The organism is Dactylosporangium sucinum (assembly GCF_014647515.1).
Lineage (GTDB): Bacteria > Actinomycetota > Actinomycetes > Mycobacteriales > Micromonosporaceae > Dactylosporangium > Dactylosporangium sucinum.
On the sequence record NZ_BMPI01000013.1, the window covers coordinates 45,476 to 63,970 of the forward strand.

General features: G+C 66.2%; 22 protein-coding genes, 1 tRNA gene and 1 pseudogene. 7 read left to right on the forward strand and 17 right to left on the reverse strand.

Annotated features, from left to right (window positions below):
- Nucleotides 1-45 precede the first annotated feature (45 nt).
- Together IEZ31_RS15390 and IEZ31_RS15395 are read left to right on the forward strand one after the other, a co-directional pair.
- The gene (locus IEZ31_RS15390) at nt 46-186 is read left to right on the forward strand and encodes a hypothetical protein (RefSeq protein ID WP_190250532.1); all 141 of its coding nucleotides are present in this window, start codon (nt 46-48) and stop codon (nt 184-186) included.
- Between the two features lie 79 nt (nt 187-265).
- Nucleotides 266-338 (forward strand) — tRNA-Lys (locus tag IEZ31_RS15395).
- Nucleotides 339-425: 87 nt separating this feature from the next.
- On the opposite strand, the gene IEZ31_RS15400 is transcribed toward IEZ31_RS15395, so the two are convergent.
- The 14 genes from IEZ31_RS15400 to IEZ31_RS15465 form a co-directional block, all read right to left on the reverse strand.
- Entirely contained in the window at nt 426-1,706 is a 1,281-nt protein-coding gene (locus tag IEZ31_RS15400; protein WP_190250533.1) for a tyrosine-type recombinase/integrase, read from the reverse strand.
- On the reverse strand, nt 1,706-1,888 hold the full coding sequence (locus IEZ31_RS15405; RefSeq protein ID WP_190250534.1) for a helix-turn-helix domain-containing protein: 183 nt from the start codon (nt 1,886-1,888) through the stop codon (nt 1,706-1,708). Before IEZ31_RS15405 ends, IEZ31_RS15400 begins: the two co-directional genes overlap by 1 nt.
- Before the next feature lie 47 nt (nt 1,889-1,935).
- Nucleotides 1,936-3,486, reverse strand: coding sequence for a replication initiator (locus IEZ31_RS15410; RefSeq protein WP_190250535.1), 1,551 nt, complete (start codon nt 3,484-3,486; stop codon nt 1,936-1,938).
- 153 nt (nt 3,487-3,639) lie between these two features.
- Entirely contained in the window at nt 3,640-4,515 is an 876-nt protein-coding gene (locus tag IEZ31_RS58865) for a hypothetical protein (RefSeq protein WP_190250536.1), read from the reverse strand.
- A complete protein-coding gene (locus IEZ31_RS15420; protein ID WP_190250537.1) occupies nt 4,512-4,763 on the reverse strand; it encodes a hypothetical protein in 252 nt (83 codons plus the stop codon). The genes IEZ31_RS58865 and IEZ31_RS15420 overlap by 4 nt, the downstream gene beginning before the upstream one ends.
- Entirely contained in the window at nt 4,763-5,026 is a 264-nt protein-coding gene (locus tag IEZ31_RS15425; protein ID WP_190250538.1) for a hypothetical protein, read from the reverse strand. The genes IEZ31_RS15420 and IEZ31_RS15425 overlap by 1 nt, the downstream gene beginning before the upstream one ends.
- Nucleotides 5,026-5,262 carry a hypothetical protein gene (locus IEZ31_RS15430; protein ID WP_190250539.1) on the reverse strand — a complete coding sequence of 79 codons (237 nt, stop codon included), beginning with the start codon at nt 5,260-5,262 and terminating at the stop codon, nt 5,026-5,028. Before IEZ31_RS15430 ends, IEZ31_RS15425 begins: the two co-directional genes overlap by 1 nt.
- Entirely contained in the window at nt 5,259-5,963 is a 705-nt protein-coding gene (locus IEZ31_RS15435) for an NUDIX domain-containing protein (RefSeq protein WP_190250540.1), read from the reverse strand. The genes IEZ31_RS15430 and IEZ31_RS15435 overlap by 4 nt, the downstream gene beginning before the upstream one ends.
- Complete coding sequence (locus IEZ31_RS15440) at nt 5,960-6,307, reverse strand: RRQRL motif-containing zinc-binding protein (RefSeq protein WP_190250647.1); 348 nt, start codon at nt 6,305-6,307, stop codon at nt 5,960-5,962. The genes IEZ31_RS15435 and IEZ31_RS15440 overlap by 4 nt, the downstream gene beginning before the upstream one ends.
- An 830-nt stretch (nt 6,308-7,137) precedes the next feature.
- Entirely contained in the window at nt 7,138-7,857 is a 720-nt protein-coding gene (locus tag IEZ31_RS15445; protein ID WP_190250541.1) for a DUF6197 family protein, read from the reverse strand.
- A gap of 114 nt (nt 7,858-7,971) precedes the next feature.
- A complete protein-coding gene (locus tag IEZ31_RS15450) occupies nt 7,972-8,259 on the reverse strand; it encodes a hypothetical protein (protein ID WP_190250542.1) in 288 nt (95 codons plus the stop codon).
- Nucleotides 8,256-9,101 (reverse strand): FtsK/SpoIIIE domain-containing protein, encoded by an 846-nt coding sequence (locus tag IEZ31_RS15455; RefSeq protein ID WP_190250648.1) that lies wholly within the window; start codon nt 9,099-9,101, stop codon nt 8,256-8,258. Before IEZ31_RS15455 ends, IEZ31_RS15450 begins: the two co-directional genes overlap by 4 nt.
- Nucleotides 9,102-9,169: 68 nt before the next feature.
- Nucleotides 9,170-10,111 carry a hypothetical protein gene (locus tag IEZ31_RS15460; RefSeq protein WP_229835072.1) on the reverse strand — a complete coding sequence of 314 codons (942 nt, stop codon included), beginning with the start codon at nt 10,109-10,111 and terminating at the stop codon, nt 9,170-9,172.
- 134 nt (nt 10,112-10,245) lie between these two features.
- On the reverse strand, nt 10,246-10,572 hold the full coding sequence (locus IEZ31_RS15465) for a hypothetical protein (protein ID WP_190250650.1): 327 nt from the start codon (nt 10,570-10,572) through the stop codon (nt 10,246-10,248).
- Between the two features lie 152 nt (nt 10,573-10,724).
- On the opposite strand from IEZ31_RS15465, the gene IEZ31_RS15470 reads away from it, so the two are divergent.
- Together IEZ31_RS15470 and IEZ31_RS15475 are read left to right on the forward strand one after the other, a co-directional pair.
- Entirely contained in the window at nt 10,725-11,606 is an 882-nt protein-coding gene (locus IEZ31_RS15470) for a GntR family transcriptional regulator (protein WP_190250543.1), read from the forward strand.
- The gene (locus tag IEZ31_RS15475; RefSeq protein ID WP_190250544.1) at nt 11,599-12,102 is read left to right on the forward strand and encodes a nucleoside deaminase; all 504 of its coding nucleotides are present in this window, start codon (nt 11,599-11,601) and stop codon (nt 12,100-12,102) included. The genes IEZ31_RS15470 and IEZ31_RS15475 overlap by 8 nt, the downstream gene beginning before the upstream one ends.
- A gap of 394 nt (nt 12,103-12,496) precedes the next feature.
- On the opposite strand, the gene IEZ31_RS15480 is transcribed toward IEZ31_RS15475, so the two are convergent.
- Nucleotides 12,497-13,054: an SUKH-4 family immunity protein gene (locus IEZ31_RS15480; protein ID WP_190250545.1), complete on the reverse strand. Its 558-nt coding sequence runs from the start codon at nt 13,052-13,054 to the stop codon at nt 12,497-12,499.
- 733 nt (nt 13,055-13,787) lie between these two features.
- The gene (locus IEZ31_RS15485; protein WP_190250651.1) at nt 13,788-14,936 is read right to left on the reverse strand and encodes a PIN domain-containing protein; all 1,149 of its coding nucleotides are present in this window, start codon (nt 14,934-14,936) and stop codon (nt 13,788-13,790) included.
- Nucleotides 14,937-15,727: 791 nt separating this feature from the next.
- Here IEZ31_RS15485 and IEZ31_RS15490 point away from each other — a divergent pair.
- On the forward strand, nt 15,728-16,123 hold the full coding sequence (locus tag IEZ31_RS15490) for a hypothetical protein (RefSeq protein WP_190250546.1): 396 nt from the start codon (nt 15,728-15,730) through the stop codon (nt 16,121-16,123).
- Between the two features lie 730 nt (nt 16,124-16,853).
- Entirely contained in the window at nt 16,854-17,099 is a 246-nt protein-coding gene (locus IEZ31_RS15495; protein WP_190250547.1) for a hypothetical protein, read from the forward strand.
- Nucleotides 17,100-17,171: 72 nt separating this feature from the next.
- On the opposite strand, the gene IEZ31_RS15500 is transcribed toward IEZ31_RS15495, so the two are convergent.
- On the reverse strand, nt 17,172-17,630 hold the full coding sequence (locus IEZ31_RS15500) for an RICIN domain-containing protein (protein WP_190250548.1): 459 nt from the start codon (nt 17,628-17,630) through the stop codon (nt 17,172-17,174).
- Nucleotides 17,631-17,966: 336 nt separating this feature from the next.
- On the opposite strand from IEZ31_RS15500, the pseudogene IEZ31_RS15505 reads away from it, so the two are divergent.
- Nucleotides 17,967-18,466: pseudogene (locus tag IEZ31_RS15505) on the forward strand (site-specific integrase); the annotation flags it as partial.
- Nucleotides 18,467-18,495: the final 29 nt, after the last annotated feature.

Consider the following 18,495-nt stretch of genomic DNA (forward strand, 5'->3'; position numbering starts at 1 on the left):
TTGGAAGTGCATTCCGGTACCCGGGGGTGTGCCATGACAGCGGAAATGCCGAACCCACCCGTGACGTGGGACCAGCCCGACGAAGAGCTTGACGAGCTGGTCGGTCCAGACGCCGACATGATGATGGAGGACGACCCCGACCAGGCTCCGCAGACGGACTTCTTCTGGGAGGACGACGAGGAGTAGACACGCACGCCGGAGGGGCGGGGGTATCTCGTTGGTGGGGCACGCGGGGGGCGTGCTAGGGTTACCTCCGTTCAGCCGGGCGCCGCTAGCTCAACTGGCAGAGCAGCAGACTCTTAATCTGCGGGTTGTAGGTTCAAGTCCTACGCGGCGTACAATTCTTGACCAGGGCGTTTACCGATTAGGTATACGCCCTGGTCGATTTCTAAGGTCTTCCGACAGCAACGGCGACAGCAACACGCTTAGTCATCGCCGTGCTCCCCCGCCCCCAGGGCGTCATCCATCCGCCCGGCCGCCTCATCCTGCATCGCGGGCAAGACGTGACCGTACGTGTTCATCGTCACAGCGATCTGCGAGTGGCCGAGAATGTCCATCACCACCCGGGGCGACACACCGCCTAGCAGGAGCAGCGTGGCGCAGGTGTGCCGAAGGTCGTGGAACCGGATCGGACGGACCCCGGCGCGCTTGATCAGACGTTCGAACGTGGTCGTCAGGTTGCGTGCCTCCACATGTCGCCCCGCCGCAGTGGTGAACACGAGGCCGGTTTCCTGCCAGTCGGCACCGGCCGCCTCCCGTTCCTCCCGCTGGACCGCCCGCTGCCAGGTGAGCGCCTCGACCACGAGCATCGGCATGGTGACCGAGCGACGCGACGACCGCGACTTGGGCGGCCCGTAGACGACGCCCACTCCCCGGACCCTCTGCAACGTCTGCGCCACCCGTAGCTGACGCCTGGTCAGGTCGACGTCCGCCCAGCGCAGCCCGAGCAGTTCGCTCTTGCGCAGCCCGAGCCCGAGTGCCACAGCGAACAGCCCGTACCAGCGGTGATCGCGAGCTGCGGCGAGAAACGCCCGAGCTTCGGCGTCTGTCCACGGCTGGATCGCCTCCCGTTCGGGCGCGGGGACCTGGACGAGGCGAGCGACGTTGCGGCTCACCACTTCCTCCCGCATCGCATGGGCGAGCATCGTCCGCAGCACGGCATGGACGTGCTGCACGGTGCGTGCCGATACGGTCGGACGATCGTCGTCGGGCTGTCCCTTGCGGCCGGGCCGCTTGGTCGCTGCGACTCTGGCCAGCATCAGCCGGACTTCCTGTGGCGACAGTCGTACGAGCCGCTTCTTGCCGATGACCGGGATGACGTACCGCTCGATGATCGAGCGGTAGACGATGAGCGTCCGGGGCCGAAGTCGCGCCTTCGCCACCTGATCGAGCCAATAGGTGGCGTACGCACCGACCGTCCAGCCGGTGGCCTCCGCTGGCAGCCCTCGGTTTGAGCGTTCCTTCATCGCCGTGAGCGCCCGCTCGACCTCTTCTGCGCTCGATCCGTAGACCGGGAAGCGCTTGTAGGTGCCGTCAGCGGTCAGGACGTACGCGGCGCCGACCCAGCGACCGTCCGATTTCCGCTGGTAGATCGAACCCTGGCCGTTGCCGCGCTTCCTGCCTCGCTTCGCCGCCGGCTTCTTGCCGGGACTGGAGGTCGGCTCATCGGGCGGTTCTGCCAACGGCAGCGCCACAACGGTGCCCATCAGGCCGCCTCCTCTTCCAGGACGGTCACAAGGGCATCGACCGCGCCGACCGGTATGAGCCGACGTGCGCCGATCTTCACGGAGCGCAGTTGCCGCGACCGGATCAGGTTGTAGAGCATCCACTTACTGACCCTCAGCCGCGCCGCTGCCTCCGGCACTGTGAGGAGCTTGCTGGTGTCCATCTCACTTCCTTCGCCACGCGTTCGGACACCGCGTTGACACGTACGTGTCAGGCGGCGATGGGTGCTGCGTTGGTGGTCGACTGGCGTTGGTCGGCCAGGACCTCGCGGGCGGTGTCGGCTCGTTCGCGGGCCAGCCCTGCGGCGGTGTTGGCGAGGAGTGCGTCGCCGGTGGTGATCCAGCCGGTGGCTTCGTAGCCGAGTTGGTAGAGGATGAGTTCGGCTTGGTCGTCGGTCCAGAGGTGGGGGTAGCCGCCGGTGCGGCGCCAGATGGTGCGTTGGAGGCGGATGTGGCCGAGGGTGGCGGAGAAGCCGCGGCTCTTGGTGGCGATGTGGCCGCCGTAGCCGTATTGGTGGGCGTAGCGGCGTAGCCGCCACCAGTCGGGGTGTTCGCCGAGGTCCCAGCAGGCGCGGATGAGGCGGCCGACGTGGGTGGTGGGGTCGCCGTAGAGGTCGACGGTGAGGTCGTCGACGCGGCGCAGGGCGAGGCCGGTGACCTCGGTGCTTTTGGTGACGTATTTGGCGATGTAGCCCGCCATCTGGGTGAGGGTCATCTGCTCGCCGGGGGTGTTGACGTGTTTGATGTCGAGGCCCTTGTCGCCCCAGCCGATCCGCCAGCCTTCGCCGTTGTTGGCGGGGTGGGGTGCGGAGGTGTAGGCGGTGGTGGCGAACGCTTCGCGGACCACTCCGGCGAACATGTCGCGGGTGATCTGCGGCGGCGGGGGGACGATGGCGTCGGGGCAGTCGGGGTCGTAGCCGTCGAGGCGGATCAGAGCGTGGTAGTGGATGACGCCCCGGACCTGGAATTCGTAGACCTTGAGGTAGCGGCGGCGCAGGTCGACGCCGTGGGCTTTGCCGAGGCGTTGCAGGAGCCGGTCTGCCTGTTGGATGGTGCGCCGCCACAGTTCGGGCGCCTCGTGGTTCCACACGACCTGGGCGCGGTGGTCGTAGCAGTCCAGGCACAGCGGTTGACCGAGGCTGCTGTCGCTGGCCTTGTGCCGTTCGGTGCAGCGCATCTGGATGCCGTGGGGGCAGGTGCGGCCGAATGGCCGGCACCGTTGGGGGCGGCAGGTGCAGCCGTCCTTGCGGCGGCAGTCGGCGGCGTGGACCTGGACCACGCGGTGATGCACCGGCCCGAACGAGGGCGCGGTGGCGGTGACGAACAGGGCGATGTGCTCACCGAGGGGTGGCATCCCCCACCGCTCGCCCTGCAGTCCGGCTTTGACGAGGTGGTAGGCGTCGCGTCGGTACACCTCGGCGCAGGAGGGGCACACCGAGGTACGGCGGTTGCCGCACGGGGTGTAGATGGCGCCGTCGGGCATGTCGCCCGTGTCGTACGTGGCGACGCGTTCCCCGGCCTTGTCGTTGACGTGGATCTGCCCGGCCAGCCGGATCGGTCGGCGGCACGCTGCGGCGCCCCGGATGTGGTGCAGCCAGTCGGGGTACTCGTCGCTAGCCGCGCGCTCGAGCGCCGTCGCCCGGGTCAGTGCGCTGTGGCCGTGCACAGTGCCATCGCCTGTGTTGCCGGTGGCGGGGTTGGGTGCCGGTCGGGGAGACGGCACGGCCCAGGGCCAGTACTCGTCGGCGGTGTTCGTGGTCATCGTTTGCACCTCCTGTCGGTAACGGTGTGTGGATGGCCGGCGGCTGGTGTTTGTCGACGGAGCGTGATTGCGGCTGCGGCGGAGGCTCCCGTGCCCGGAACCCTGGTGAGGGGGTTCCGGGGACGAGAGGAAGCGCCGAGACGCTTGCTTGGGTTAGTGGTTGGCGGTCACCGGTGCGCCGTTGTGGGCGTGGGTGATCGCGGGCTGGTCGGTGAGGTAGGTCAGCAGGTCGCGGGCGACGGTCGTGGGGACCTTCATCCGTACGGCGAGCTGGTTTTGTGTGATCGGTTCGCCGGTCGCTTGCCGGTGGGCCGTGGCGATGACCCGTGCTCCGGGCAGCAGGTCGCGCACGTCGGGTTCCTCGATCGGCCGGGCAGGCAGCGCGGGCGTGGTGGCCGGGGCCGTCTGCGGGCTGGTGTCGTGCTGCGGCGGCTGGACCGCGCCGGGCGTGGCTTCGGTGCTGTCGGTGCTGGTGTGCTCCGGAACATCGGGTGTCGTGAGGGCAGCCGTGGGAGGGCTGGCAACCGGGAGAACCGTCGCGGGGGCAGTGTCGTGAATGGACGGTGCCGGGGCGATGGTGTCCGGTGCAGGGGCCAGCGGTTCGTGGGACGGCTTGGAGACGGAGAACACGAGCTTGGACAGGGCGAAGAACGCCAGGGCGGGCAGTGCCGAGACGAGCCAGCCGAAGACGGTCGGGACCGCGACCGCGAGCTGCGCGGTGAGCGAGAAGCCGACAGCGACGACGAGCAGGAACATCGGGTAGCCGATCGACGCGCCGGTTTTGCGGCGGCGGGCGATCACGATCAGCGCGGCCGTGGGGATGAGTTCGGTGATGACCGCGTTGGCCCAGCCGATCCAGTCGGCGGTATCGGCCGGGCTGTTGTCGATCGTCCAGTCGTGGACGTGGGTGAACGAGGCCGCACCGGCCATGACGCCGACGAGCAGCACGATGACGACGAGAATGCCGTCAGTGAGCCGTTCGGTGCCGCGCTTGGCGGCGGGCCGGGCAGTGGTGTGGTTGGTGGTCATGGCGTCACCGCACTGGTGACGCTGGCGGCCTGGTCGTCGGCGCCGAGCGCGTGGAGGCGGGCGGCGATGACCTGTAGGTCGGCCTCGATGGCGTGCACCCGCTCGATGACCTCTTCGGTCGCGGACTCGATGCCCCAGGCGATCAGGATGCTGTTCGCGCTGGTGACTTTGGCCTGCTCAGTGCGGAGCCCATCGATGGTGAGGGCGATGCGCCGGATCTCGTCGGCGTTGGTGCGGTAGGGGTTCATCAGAAGCCCTCCCCGATCCGGATGAGGACGATGACGCCCGTGCAGGCCGGGCAGAAGATTGCGTGGTAGCCGCGAGCGGCCATGAGGTCGGCGAACTGCGGCATGCAGTCGGCGTCGGTCGGGAACACGGCCCCGCCGCACGAGTCGCAGTGCGGCTGTGTCGGGCAGAACTGCATGACCGGTCCGAGGACCGGGTCGATCCCGCAGGGCGCGAAGCCCTCGATGCACAGCGGGCAGTCGTGTTCGACGCTGACGGTCGCCATCACGCACCACCGGTGGTGGCGTTGGCCTGCTCCGTCATGCGGCGCAGCCCGATCGTGATGAGGTCGTTGACGATTGTGCGGACCTGGTCCTTGCCGATCTCGTCGGCGAGCAGGTTGAGCACTGCGACGGCCATGTCACCGTTGCGGGCGCCGAGCGCGGCGGCCAGCGCCGAGAACAGCGTTTTGACGTAGTCGATGTTCGGCGTCTTGTCAGCAGAGGGGTTCAGGTTCGTCATGCGGCACCTCCAGTGGTGTCGTTGGCCGGGGTGGCGAGCGCGTCGGTGAGCATCTGCCGGTGGGCGGGGAAGACTTCGCCGTCGTAGAAGGTGTGCAGGGCGGCCATGAGGTCGTCGTAGGTGTTGGCGGGCAGCCATTCGGCTGCGGCAGCGTCGTCGTTGCCGTTGACGGGAGGGAACTCCCACAAGGCGTCGTAGGTGCCGAGGTTGACCGTCGCGAGGACGGTGACCATCCACGCCTCGTCGCTGGCGCGGGGGTCCGGAACGTATCGGGGTGCCGAGATCTGCCAGTCGGCGTCGTCGGTGAGTTGGAGGCCGGTCTCTTCCCGCAGTTCGCGGCGTGCGGCGTCGGCGGGGTTTTCGCCGGGGTCGACGTGGCCGCCGGGCAGTGCCCAGCCGTGGCCGTCGCTGCGTTCGATGAGGACGATCCAGCGCATGCCGGTGCTGTCCTTGGCGGTCACGAGCGCGTCAGCGGCGAGGGCTTCGCCCCAGTGGCCCAGCTCGTTACGGCCGTAGCGGATGCCGGTCTGCTCGCACGGGTTGACCGGGCGGCCGTCGATGACCTGGAAGGGGATGGCGGCCGAAGCCTGCCGGGTGACCCAGTCGATGCGGGTCGGGTCGGTTTCGGGGTCGGCCCAGCCCTGTTCGACGCCGATGGTGAACACGTCGGGGTGGGTGTACTCGCGGTCAGTGGGGTTCATGAGGCACCTCCGGGTGCGCAGTCGAGGCACTCGCCGAGCGAGCGGGGGATGACGTAGGGCTTGATCTGGCCGCAGGTGGTGCAGGTGCGGCGCACGCGCATGGCCTTGTCGAGCGCTTCGCGCTGGGCCGGGGTGGCTTCCCGCTTCGGGAGTGCGCGGTCGATGCGGTAGAGGTAGGCGCGGCGCTTGCCGCGTCGCCACAGGATTTGCGCGGCGATGTCCTGCCCGCCGGGCCGTAGCCCTTGGGCGCGCAGTTGCCGGATGGTGGCGAGCCCGTCGGGGGCGAACTTGAACGGGTAGGTCGGCAGCCCGTATTTGGCGCCGGTCGGGTCGTAGAAGACCATCAGGTCATCGCCTTCCGTTTCGGCACCGTCGCCGGTGTCGTCGTCCTGGTCCTCGTGGTCGTTGCCGCCGGTGGCGGTGCCGGGGATCGGGTTCGCGGCGGTGTATTCGTCGCGGTCGGTGTCCTCGGGCAGGAACCAGGCAGTGCAGAGCGGGCAGAAGATGCCGCCGGCGTCGAACACGGCCACGCTGACGCGCAGCTTGCGGGGGCATTCGCACTCGCAGGAGACGCCGTTGTTGTTGTTCGTGCGGGTCTTGCCCTCACTGGGTTCGTCCGGGTGCCGGTACGTGCTGCGCAGTGCAGCACCGAGCGGGCCGATGACCGGCGCGTAGCGTTGCCGGGCGATGTCGGTCAGGGTGCACGGGGAGAAGCCGAGCTTGTCGTCTTTCTCGGTCGTCATGCCAAGCTCGGCGGCGAGTTTCGCGAACTGCTTGTTGTGCCAGCGCCCCTGACGGGACGTGTCCTGAATGCCACGCGTGAACGCGAGGCCGTGAGCCGCCTCGTGCAGCAGGGTGGTGAACACCTTGGCTGGGTCGCGGGACAGGCCCTCACCGGACACCATCACCTCGGGCAGCCGGTCGGTACCGGACTGCCAGCGGTGCGAGTCGAAGTGGCCGTAGGTGAGACGCTGGTTCGCCTTCTTCGGCGAGCCGTCCCCAACCACGAGCACCACAGCGGGCACCTCAGGGTGCTGACGGCGAATCGCCGCCCACGCGCCCTCCAAAGCGGCAACGAGCGTCGCAGCGGAGAACCCGGCATCAGGCGACCCGGCAGGATCGGCAGGAGTTGACACGTACGTGTCAGCCGGGGTCCGGAAGAGCGGCTCGACGGTCATGCGGCACCGCCGGTGCTGAGGACTTCCTCGTCGCCGGTGTAGTTGTCCCAGCACCGCTCCATCGCGTCATCGGGGCAGTACTCGTCCGGACCACAGGTCCGGCAGCCATAGCCGAGCGGCACCACGGTATGGGTGTCCTCCACAGGCTCGTCTCCCAGACCAGCGAAGTCGGGCTCGTTCTCCACGTCGAGCCGCCAGTCGGCGACGTCGGCGTCCGTCCACTCGGACGGGTGCTTGGTGGAGATGGCGACCGCGGCCGCAAGGCGGGCCTGTTGCTGGTCCCAGTCGTCGGCGGCGTCGTTGAGCGCCGTGATGACGTCGTCGCGGGTGCGGGTGGGGTCGTCCTGCCAGGCGAAGAGCAGGTCACCCGGGGCGATGATGTGCTGCGCCGGGATGAAGGCGCGGCGCAGACCGAGGTGGTCCTCAACAGCGTCGAGGGCGGCCAGCCACAGGTGGTATGCCTCGCCGTCGAGCAGCGGGGCGTTGGCCACGTCGAAGACGTCGACGCGGTGGCCGTAGACAGCCATGATGAGAGCGCCGTCAGCCGACGCGGCCGGGAAGATGTCTTCGGTGGCGAAGAACCGGCCCTGATGCCAGCCGTGACGCTGGAGGTAGAGGGCGGCGCCACGCAGGCAGTCAGACGGCGTGACACCGTCGAGCGTGGTCGCGTCAGCGGCCTCGGTGGGCTCGCTGGCCAGGATTTGGGTAGGGTGCATGAACGCCACGTCCTTTCGTGGGCGGTGGTGGGGTCGGCGGGACCGGTTCGCTTTCCTAGGGCTTGTGCCGGTTCCGTCGACTGCCTATGTGGTTGTGCAGTGGTGCCGTGAGCGTCAGGCCGCGCGGCGGCCGATGTGCCGGAAGTAGCGCAGCAGGTGATACAGCTCGGTCAGCGCTGTGTGTAGTTGCCGCCGGGCGGCGGGTTCCTCGCTGGCGAGGGGGACGTTGAGCCGGATCTCGGCGTATTGGCGGCCGTCCGCGGTCTGTGCGCGGGTCATGACGAGGCTGCCGAGGCCGGGGTGGTTGGCCCGGTACGGCTCGCTGCGGTGCTCGGTGGCGCCGCAGGAGTGGTTGCGTGCACACCACGTGGTGTGCTGCCGGGCCATGGCACGGGTGTTCATGACGCCTCCTTGAGCCGTTCCTTGTGGCGCTGCCGCAGGAGCACGGCGTAGTCGGCCAGGCGGATGATGTCGGTGTCGGTGAGGTAGGCCGCCTTGACCAGTTGCGGGATGCCGCCCTCAGCGATGAGGAACCCGGCGCCCTGGTTGGACGGGTCGACGGTGTTGGACGAGTAGCCGCGAGCGGCCCAGCCGTGCCCGAGCACGATGTCCGATGACACGTCGGTGGTGCATCGGCCGGCAAACCGCCAGGCGAACAGATCCCGCAGGCTGGTCGGGATGATGTCGGAGGAGGGTCGTTGCGTCGCCGCAGCGACGATGATGCCGACCGCCCGGCCGCGCGAGACGATGTCGCGGACCAGCGCGGAGAACAACTCCCGTTGCTCTTTCGTGCCGAGCGTTGCGGAGAACAACGCGATTTCATCGATCGCGGCGAGGATCTGGCCGAACTGGTCGTCGCGGCCGATCTTCCGCCGCCGGTGGGACAGCAGGTAGCCGTATCGGTTGTCCATCACCGTTTGCAGCCGTTGCAGCGTGCGGATGGCGAGGTCGATGTCAGGGCCGACGAACACGTCGGCGGCGTCACGCCACAGGCCGAGTTCGACCTGTTTGCCGTCGAGCAGGCACAGCCGCACATCCGGCGACAACGCCGCGTGCCCGACGATCGTGTTGAGCAGGCTCGACTTACCCGCGCCCGGTTCGCCACCGATCAGGATGTTGCGGAAGATCATCGGCAGGTGGACCGGTTGACCGAACTCGTCGATGCCCAGAAAGATCGGGTCGAAGATTGACAGTGTGCGCCCGCTCGAACCCTCGTCCGACACGCGCGCCGTGAAGAGGTTCATCGGGTCTCCTAGGGAGAAAGACGCGCGGGCGAAGGCGTCCACGGTGGACATGACGCCCGCGCTGTCCATCAGGCGTAGTCGGAGTTGTCAGACCCGGAGAAGACCGGGCTGTCCGGCGAAGAGGTACCGCGCGGCTTGCGCGTGCCGGGGGTCTTGACGGTGGCCGGAATGTCCGGCACGTCGTCCAGATCGAGGCCGACCGGCGGGGTCGCCGGTGACGTCGGTGCGTTGCCTTCGAAGTCGTCGGGCAGGTAGTCCGGCAACGGCGAGGCGATCGTGTCGGCTAGGGGTTCGCGGCGGGTGATGTCGAAGCGCACGAGCGCGGCGTAGCGAGACGACGCGCGAGCGACCCGGACCTCACTGGCCCAGCACTCGACCGCGAGGATCTGGACCTGGCCCTCGTCCTCGAACGTCTTGAGCGACAGGCCACCACGCAGCCACACCCACACCCGCTCACCAGCCGGTGTCGGCCTGGCCCACAGGATCAGCGGGAACGACTCCCGGCCCCTCGTCTTCACGAACGCCGAGAAGCAGACCCGCAGCCGGTGACGGACCACCAGGCACCACCACCAGCCGATCACTGCCCGGCGCAGCGGACCGACAGCCGCGGGAACCCCCACGACCACGCCCACCACGAGCAGCGACACGACCAGGTTCGCGGCGTCCATCAACGTGGTCCAGCCCCACAGCAGCAGACCGGACACGCCGATCTCCGGCAGCCAGTGCCAGAACACCCGCAGCACCGGCCAGGCGACGATCAGCGCGAACGCGACCGCGCCACACACGGCGCCGATGAGCGCGCCGAGCAGGAACCCGGCGATGGGCGGCAGGTACGACGAGGCGATCACACCGGCCAGCAGACCGACGACACCCGTCACCACCCAGAACGCGATGATGGCCCGACGCCGATACGTCCGGGCAACCGGAGCCTCAATGATCGTGATGTCGTTACGCCCGCCGAACATGCGGGACAGTGGCCGGCCAGACTGCCGACCCGTAGACTTGGACATGACAGGTCCTCCCTTGAGCAAGGGCAGAGGGCTTGTTGCAGGAGAGGGACCCGGGGTCGCAGCAGACGCCAATCAACTGGCGACCCCTGGTCCACTCGACGAAGTGTTGACACCTACGTGTCAACCGAGCGCCGTTACGCGGACGGCACCAGCGACTTGAGCGAGTCGGCGCGGAACGCGACACCCGAGCGCAGCTTGCCGTCGTCCAGGTTCGACCACGGCAGCGCGACCAGGGCCACCGGCAGCACCGTCTGACCAACCGACACCTGCGGCCGGTCCTCCGACACCACCGTCACGTTCAGCACCTCCGCGCCGTTCTCATCGAGGGCCATCATCTGAACCGACCACATCGGCAGGTTCGACGACCGCTCGAACCGCTGCTGCCGCTTCTGGTCCAGCTTCGGCTCCGGGTTCTTCGTCACCGTGAACTGCACGGCATCCGTGTTCACCAACAGACGCATGGCGTCCTCCCCTGATCTGCGGCCCGCAGGCCAGCCGGTGGCGACGGTCGCCACCAAGTTTGTGAGTTTGCATACGAACTCACGAATCGAAGATACGACATCTAGGGAGGCGCCACAAGAGGTTTGCGTACAAACCTGCGAGGATGGAGGGCATGGAACCACGTCCGACCGCCGTGCAGCCGCCGATCAGCCTGCGGATCGCCGACGACATTCGCATGCAAATCGAGCGCGGAGACCTGACTCCGGGCGACTCGCTACCGACGCTCGCCGACCTGTGCGAGCGCTGGAACTGCTCGATGAGCGCGGCCCGAGGTGCGGTCAACCTCTTGAAGGCCCAGGGACTCATCACCGCCGGACGAGGCAAGGCCCCGACAGTTCGCATACCGCCCCGAAAGGTCGTCCGGTCCTCCGAGCGCCACCAGGTGGAGAAGGACCTCGCGTTGCTCAGCGAAGCCGAACGCGCGAGCCTCGGCGAGGCCGAGACCAACCTCAACATGTCCATCGCTGACCAGCAGTTCAGCTCGCGATACGACGTCGTTCCTGCCGGTACGGAACTCGCAAGAGTCTTCGGTATCGAGCCGACCGACAACGTACTCCGCCGTCGTTACGACGCGGTGGACCGCAGGACGGGCCTCTACCTCTCGTACAGCGTTGCCTACATCCCGGCAGCGCTGATTGCCAGCAATCCGGCCCTGTTCGACGAGAACAACGAACCGTGGCCCGGCGGCACCCAGCACCAGTTGTCGACGGTCGGCGTCGAAATCATGTCCATGGTCGACGAGGTGACCGCGCGCATGCCCACCACGGTCGAAGTGCAGATGTGGGGACTACCTGACGGCGTGCCCCTGATCTTCTGCCGTCGCATCTCACTAGATGCCACCGGGCGAGTAGTCGAGGTGTCGGACGCCGACTACCCAGCCGACCGCACCGAGCTCCATTTCGTGACACCACTCAAGCCATGGCCCCGGAAGCCTTGGGAAGCCAACGCCCCCAAGAGTTCTGGCCGCAGACGGAAGGAATCGCAAGATGGCTGACCTCAGTGAGTCAGACCGGGGCTTCCTGCGCAGGGCGATCGAGATCTCCCGCCACGCACTGGAAGATGAGGGCAAGACACCGTTCGGCGCAGTCGTCGTCGTCGGCAACGAGATCGTTGGTGAGGGCACCAGTAGCGTTGTTGGCCTGTGCGACCCCACAGCACACGCGGAAGTCATGGCGTTGCGCGACGCCGGCACGAGGCTGCGACGGCACCTGATGCCCGACGGCGTGATGTACGCCAGCAGCGAACCTTGCCCTATGTGTCTGGTCGCTTGCTACTGGGCAGGAATCCCGCGCTTGGTGTTCGGCGCCACCAGCTACGACGTCGCAACGTATGGATTCGAGGATCTCCAGCTCTACAGGGAACTGACGTTACCCCTGGAGCAGCGATTCCTGACGGAGCAGACGGCCGACGAGGAGCTGCGGCAAACCGCCGCGCAAGCACTTCGCGACTGGGCAGCCAAACTGCCTGATCCTGTCGTGCCAAAGTACTGAGCTGATACCTCGAGACTCGCGTGCCACCTGACCCTTAACGTGCTCACGTGGGACGGAGCGGCGCCGCTATCGGTAGGTGACGGTGAGCACCCCATCACCACGGCATGTCCGCCAACCTGATGGATACGAACTGAGGGGTTCGTGGAGGTATGGACACTTCAGGGCACTCTACGCACGGAATGGGGCCCTCGCTCGACGGGCGGCGGTAGCAAGGGCAGAGCCTATTTCGTTGCTAATCCAAGGACTGCTTGCCGCCTTTTCGTAACCGGCGTGCCGTCCTATCGCCGGGGTTGGGATCCTCGACGCCGGTCAAGACGCGCGGTCAGCGGCATGACAGCGCACCCGATCAAGCAGGCCCCGCACCATCAGGCTACGGATGAGGACGCTGCGGTCGTCAGTACAACCACCGGTCGAGAACCGCGGGCCAGAAATGGGTCTCGTGGTCGCCGACGTCGCCGTATGCATGCGGGTCGAGATGCCTGATCCGCTGTAACAGGTCGGCAAGTTCGGCGAGCACGACGCCTTCCATCGCTTCGTCCTCGTCCCACGTCTGGATCGCCGTCGAGCTCGAAAACCATGTGCCGACCAGGTGCAGCGAGCACAGCCAGTGGTTGATCGACGAGTTCACGAATCTGACCAGCCTGGTGGACGGCTCCAGCACTGACACCAGTCCCGAGTCCGGCTCCGCAACATAGGTGTAACCGGGCCAGTGCAGATCGCCCCTGGTTCCGGCGAGGCGGTACGTCCCATCCTGCGGCTGCGCTGCGAACAGGGTCATGTCGACGATGTCGTCCAGCAGTGGCACACCGCACGACGTCAGCGCAGCCTTCTGCGCTCGCGGGAGGCGCCAGCCCGCCACGTCCGACGCCTCAGCCCGGATCACTCGTCCGGCTCCAGCCCACGCCGACAACGACGCAAAATCGGGAGCGCTTGGAAGGTCGTTTGCCGCCACGATCAAGAGGCTAGCCGCCGCGCCGACCGACGTATCTGGTGTCACGCACCAGGCAACCTGTCATCGGCAGAAGCGGATGCCTGAGGCACCAGCGTCGTGGGACGGCCGGCGTCACGGTCCGTGTCCGACATGCTCAAGGCAGGTGTAAGCCGTCATCTGGAGTCACCGTGTAACGGGTCAAGCGGAGTACGACATGCAGCGGATACACCGCGTGTGAGAACTTTCTGTACGGGTTCAAGGCGCCGCTGACGCGGCGCACCGTGGCGCCTCGGGGTCGCTCCGCGACCTGCGCTTACGCCTTCGGCGACGCGCAGGCAAGCCCCGGCGCCCGCACCGGAATCAGCGACGCCAGGATCAACCCACACAAACGACAAACGCCCCCGGTCCGCCGGGTGAGGTCGAGGACCAGGGCGTGAACGTCGAAGGGTGGAGCAGCTCTCAAGGTCTGAGCGGAAGTTGCGGTGCGGCGACACCCTCCCCGCCGCCATCTTCTCTTAAGTGATGGCCCAGCTTGTCAAGGTCGTTCGTCCGGTAGGGCGCTCCACCTTGACAAGCTGGGCCATCACAAGAACCTGTCACCGGTGAGGGCGCCGCCGCTGTGAGGGGCTCGCCTCAGGTCGGAACCGCGCACGGTCCGTGCCGTTCAGGTCGGCCGGCCTAGCCAGGAGCCTTTGTTCTGACACGTACGTGTCAACGACGCCGGAGATCTGCACGTTCGCGTCTCGGCTATCTTTCATTTCGCGCGACGACGTGTAACGCGCCTTCTTCCGTAGTTGTTGAGCATACGGATGTGGTAACCGTCTCCGGGGTTGACGTCCAGAATTCGACTCACGCTGCTGGCCATGAAGGCAGCAATCTCCGGCGTGGAATCAAAGGGGTGCTGCCATTCTCGGACGGGATTATCCGCCCATACGGCCTGGGATTCGAAATCGCCGTGGGGTCTGGCGATGACGGTAGGGTTCATCCAGCCGAAGTCCACCGCAAGATTCATTTGAGCCTCAGTGAGCCTTCCAATCTCAGTCTCCAACGTCGGCGCGTAGGCTAGCGCCTGCGTGTACTTGTCAGGAGTGGAGCGGTAACTCACTACAAGCGCAGTGCCGAGCGGCCACGCAGTTAGTAACTCAAGCAGCAATACGTTCAGCACGGCAGAGTGAGCGGCATAGCCAGTGGGCGTATGAGGCGCCACTCTGACCTGTACATCCCAATATCGTGGCGGCCTCCTCGCCGAGAAGAACTGACTTACTTCCATCGGCTCAATTATCGGTTGGGTGGGCCGACCAAGAAAGCGCCGACTTACCGTCCTTCGAGTGATCGCCCTTCGGGCGTCGATTCGATCCTTCAGCCTGGCCGCAAAGTTTGGCGCACCCGCCGTTGAATAGCGCTCTACGAGATCGTAGGGCGTCATTGGTGGTCTAGATTTTCCCCTTGCGATTCGCTCTACCGCATCTACGACCTCGCTTGGTACGTCCACAATTAGGTCACAAAGGTAGTCATCCGGACTCGTGACCTGAATGCCATACTGCGCGAGCGCGCGGGAGGGGAAGTCGCTCCGATTCCAGGTGATTATGTGGCTGGCGCCTGCCGCCACTGCCGCTGCCATGTGGTGGCGGTCGTCGGGATCCGAACCAGGCATCAAGTCGACAAGGTCCGCATATGCCGACTCGGGGACTTCGTTCTCGGGGAAGAAGCTCTTGATATCGGCGACAATGGCGGCGGCTTGATCAGCAGAACGCCGTTGCTCCCGAACGATCACTCGTTCCCATTCTGCAAGCAGCGCGTCTGTCCACATAATCTCGTGGACGGCATCCTCACTTAGAGCTAGGAAAAGATCCATCAGCGAGAATGGGAAGAGCACGTTCGTGTCGACGAAGACACGCGTCATGGTCACCGCCAGACGGCTATCTAGTAAGGGAGGTCGCCGGATTCGATGATCTGAGAAATTCGCTTCCTGCCCTCTTGCCGACGCTCCCTGCGGGCCTGGAAGGCTAGCGCATCAGCTAGACGGACCACTCTATGGCTACTGTCTGGCAGGTGTTCAGATGCAATCACGCCTTGATCGAGGAGGCGAGCCACGAAGGGCCTGGACAGGCCAAGGAGCTCGCCTACCTCTGCCGGCGTTAGCAGGGTCTCCGAAGCGAGCACAGTGATGGTGTGCCCCTCAGAGATCTCCGTCGCCGACGCCCGTACGACCTTCGCTAGTGCATCTGGCAACTCGACCTCCTCACCGTTCGACAGGCGCAGGAGTAGCCGTGCATCACTATCCGCCGAGCGGATGAGCGACGCGACCTTGCGGTCGTCTGGTCCGGGTTCGATGTTGGTTGCATCACCCAAAGCACTTGATCTTGCCACCTCGTCACCCCCTGTTGGGCGGCTATCTGAAATAAGTGTAACCCACGCGACGCGCTCTAGTTGATCATGAAGTCGCGTCATCCACCTAGTCAGGCCAGCGTCGCCGTGGTCCTCATCGTCGCCCGGCGCGGCAAATGCGTGTCTTGACCTTGAACGACCAGCAGACGACTCAAGCGCTCGTGCAGGCCAGCCGCCCAATCCGATCGGCCGCGTCTCCGTTCCTAAACCGTTTGCTGCCTCGCTGAGCAAGATCGACCCGAGCCGACCAGACGTCCGTTCCGCGGCCGGCCGCTGTGGTTGACGCGCCGGGCTGTACTTGGAGGCATGACCGACGACATCGAGCGCCGGCGACAGGAGTTCGCCCGGACAATGGCCGCCGCGTATGCCTCAACTCCGTTCGAGACCAGGTCCCCCGACGGCGTCTGGGTCTACGCGTCCGAACCCGTCGCCATCACCGAGCCCGGGCAGTACCGGCTACGCTTCGGGCCCATCGTCGACCCAGAGTTCAACCCACTTGTCCCGGGCAGCAGTGGCATCAGCTTCAATCACCCCGTCCAACTCGGGAGGCCGATCAACCCCGACTGGACCGCTGGGCCGCCGCACTTCGTTGACGAGGACGGCTCACGCTGGATCACTTTCACCGTTGCAGTGCCCGAGGGCGCTGAGCCGTGCGAACGCTTCTTCATGTTCATCCATGGGCACACCGCCCCCATCATCTAGATGCTGACGCCCGGGCAAGGCCCGACAGCAACACCGACAGCAACCGAGACAGGCAAGGGCAGTCAGCACCGGGCACATGAACCCATCCAACGCTGAGCGGGCCGGTCATGACCTCAACTAGGTCGGTGCCTCTTAATCTGCGGGTTGTAGGTTCAAGTCCTACGCGGCGTACTCGACTTGAAGAGGCCCCTGCTTCGCGGCGGGGGCCTCTTGCCATTATGGTCTCGTTGTTTTTCGCGCGCTCCCCAGTGGGGGGCTCCGCCCACCCACACCCCCCGAAAACCGCAGCCGGGTTCACTGCTGGAATTGGTCCAGTGCGTTCGGTGGCCGCGCGTTGAATGAGCATTTCGTGTTCGTTGTCACAGTGGTCGGCGTGGCGTGCGTGTGGCGATCGGGAAAACCGATCGGCAGCCTCCGTCATGCGCGGGGTTGTGCCGTCGCGGAAGCAGGGGTCGCGTCCGTGCTGGTGGTGTAGGAGGCGGTCAGCGCTGACCCGTTGTGGTTGATGTTCGGCAGCGGCGGGTTCGGTGGTGGCCGGCTCAGGGTTGGTTCCCTCACGGGCGTCGTCGAGGCGAGGTCCGGCCTGGCTCCAACGCGGCCACGAACGAGAACGGCCAGCCCGGGATGTGCTAGTCCCCGATCCCGGCCACTCAACGCACCCGCGGGCACGCTCACCAAGGACCGCCTCACCACCGGCCAGAACGGCCGACAGGCCATGTGTCCAAACGACATGACCATCCCGATCCGGCCGGTACGCGGCCGCGACCGCCACGCCGGCAAGGCCGCTTCCGACATCATGACGGCCAGCCTCGACTCGGTGGTCAATGCGAGTGCGAACAACAGGAAGGTCGACCAGTGCTGGGACCAGACAGCGGCCCGCCACGCTATCGCCACCAGCAAGACCGACCCAGCCGACGGTGAACGGATCGCCCGGGGTCGCCGCGTATCGGTGACCCAACGCACGCTCGCCAACTGACCCTGTCCGCACACGGGCATGGCCGGTTTCCGCCTTGATGATCCGAGCCGGTCATGCCCCGCGTATGGCGCCCTAGTACCAATACTGGTTGGCGGGAGGACTATCATTGAACAGCGACACGGCTCCGCTGTAATCCGATACCAGGACACCGAAGGTATTGGCGCTATGAATGTACACGGTGCCGAACCAATAGAAGTCGATAAGTCCGCCGTTGCAAACCGCACTGACCACGTGGAAGTAGTCCACCTGCCGCAGGCAGCGTCCGGTCACCTCGTTCTGCAGCATCCACGTGTTCGGAAACCCGTCGACGTAAACCTCCCGCCACCGCTGCGCGCCGTTGCAGCCGCTCCAAGTGTAGACGCTGGTGCTCCAGTCGGTTGCCAGGCAATAGTCTGTCGCCCCATTCCGCAGGTAACGCCAGCTCCCGAACGTGTCGGCGCTTGCCGGTGCGACAGACGCGACGACCAGGGCTCCTGTTACTGCGATGCTCGCCAGCAATCCCGCAGTGATACGGCGCAGCAGACTCCGCATTGCCAACCTCACTTTTCACCTTCTTCATATCTCGATCAAAGTAAATATGTCGATACGTAGTGTCACCCGGATCGACAGCCGTGATCAAGGAGTCAAGAGTGAATGAATCCTTGGAAAATGCGAAATCCGGCGAGAGCGAGCAAGGCCGACATTCGCCCACGGGACGACGGTTGCAACCACGGGCGTTCAGTGGTCGGACGTACGTCAGGGCACCGAGGACCGGGACGAGGTAGCGTTCGTCGCGGTCGAGATGCGCGCAGAGTTCGTTCGAACCGCAACCACCGCGGGCTGGTCGCGGCGCAGCCGGCACACCAACGCCTCCACCGACACGTCAACGCGGGCCGCAAGAACATCCAACAAGGCACCGTGCGCAACTACAAAGGCCACATCCGGATGTACCTGATCCATTACCTCGGGCCACCTGCGCATCGACCGGCTCCGCCCCGGCCACATCGACGCCATGTACGACGCCATGTACGACGCCATCGACGAACGCAACGCCACCATCACGGCCCTGCGCGCCGACCACGAGCGAGTGAAGGGTCAACGCATCGTCGGCCCGGCGACCCAGCACCGCATCCACGCCACGCTCCGCAAAGCCCTCAACGACGCGATCCGCCGCCACCGGCTCATCGACACCAACCCCGCCCTGACGGTCGAGCTACCCGACGGCCCGGGGCACCCAAGCCCACCGTCTGGACCGACCAACGCGTCAAGACCTGGCGCGACACCGGCAAGACCCCCAGCCCCGTCATGATCTGGCCCCCGAACAGACCGGCCTGTTCCTTGACCACACGCACGCCGACGACCGGCTCTACGCCCTCTACCACCTCGTCCGCATAGAAGACGCTGCGCCACCCCACGC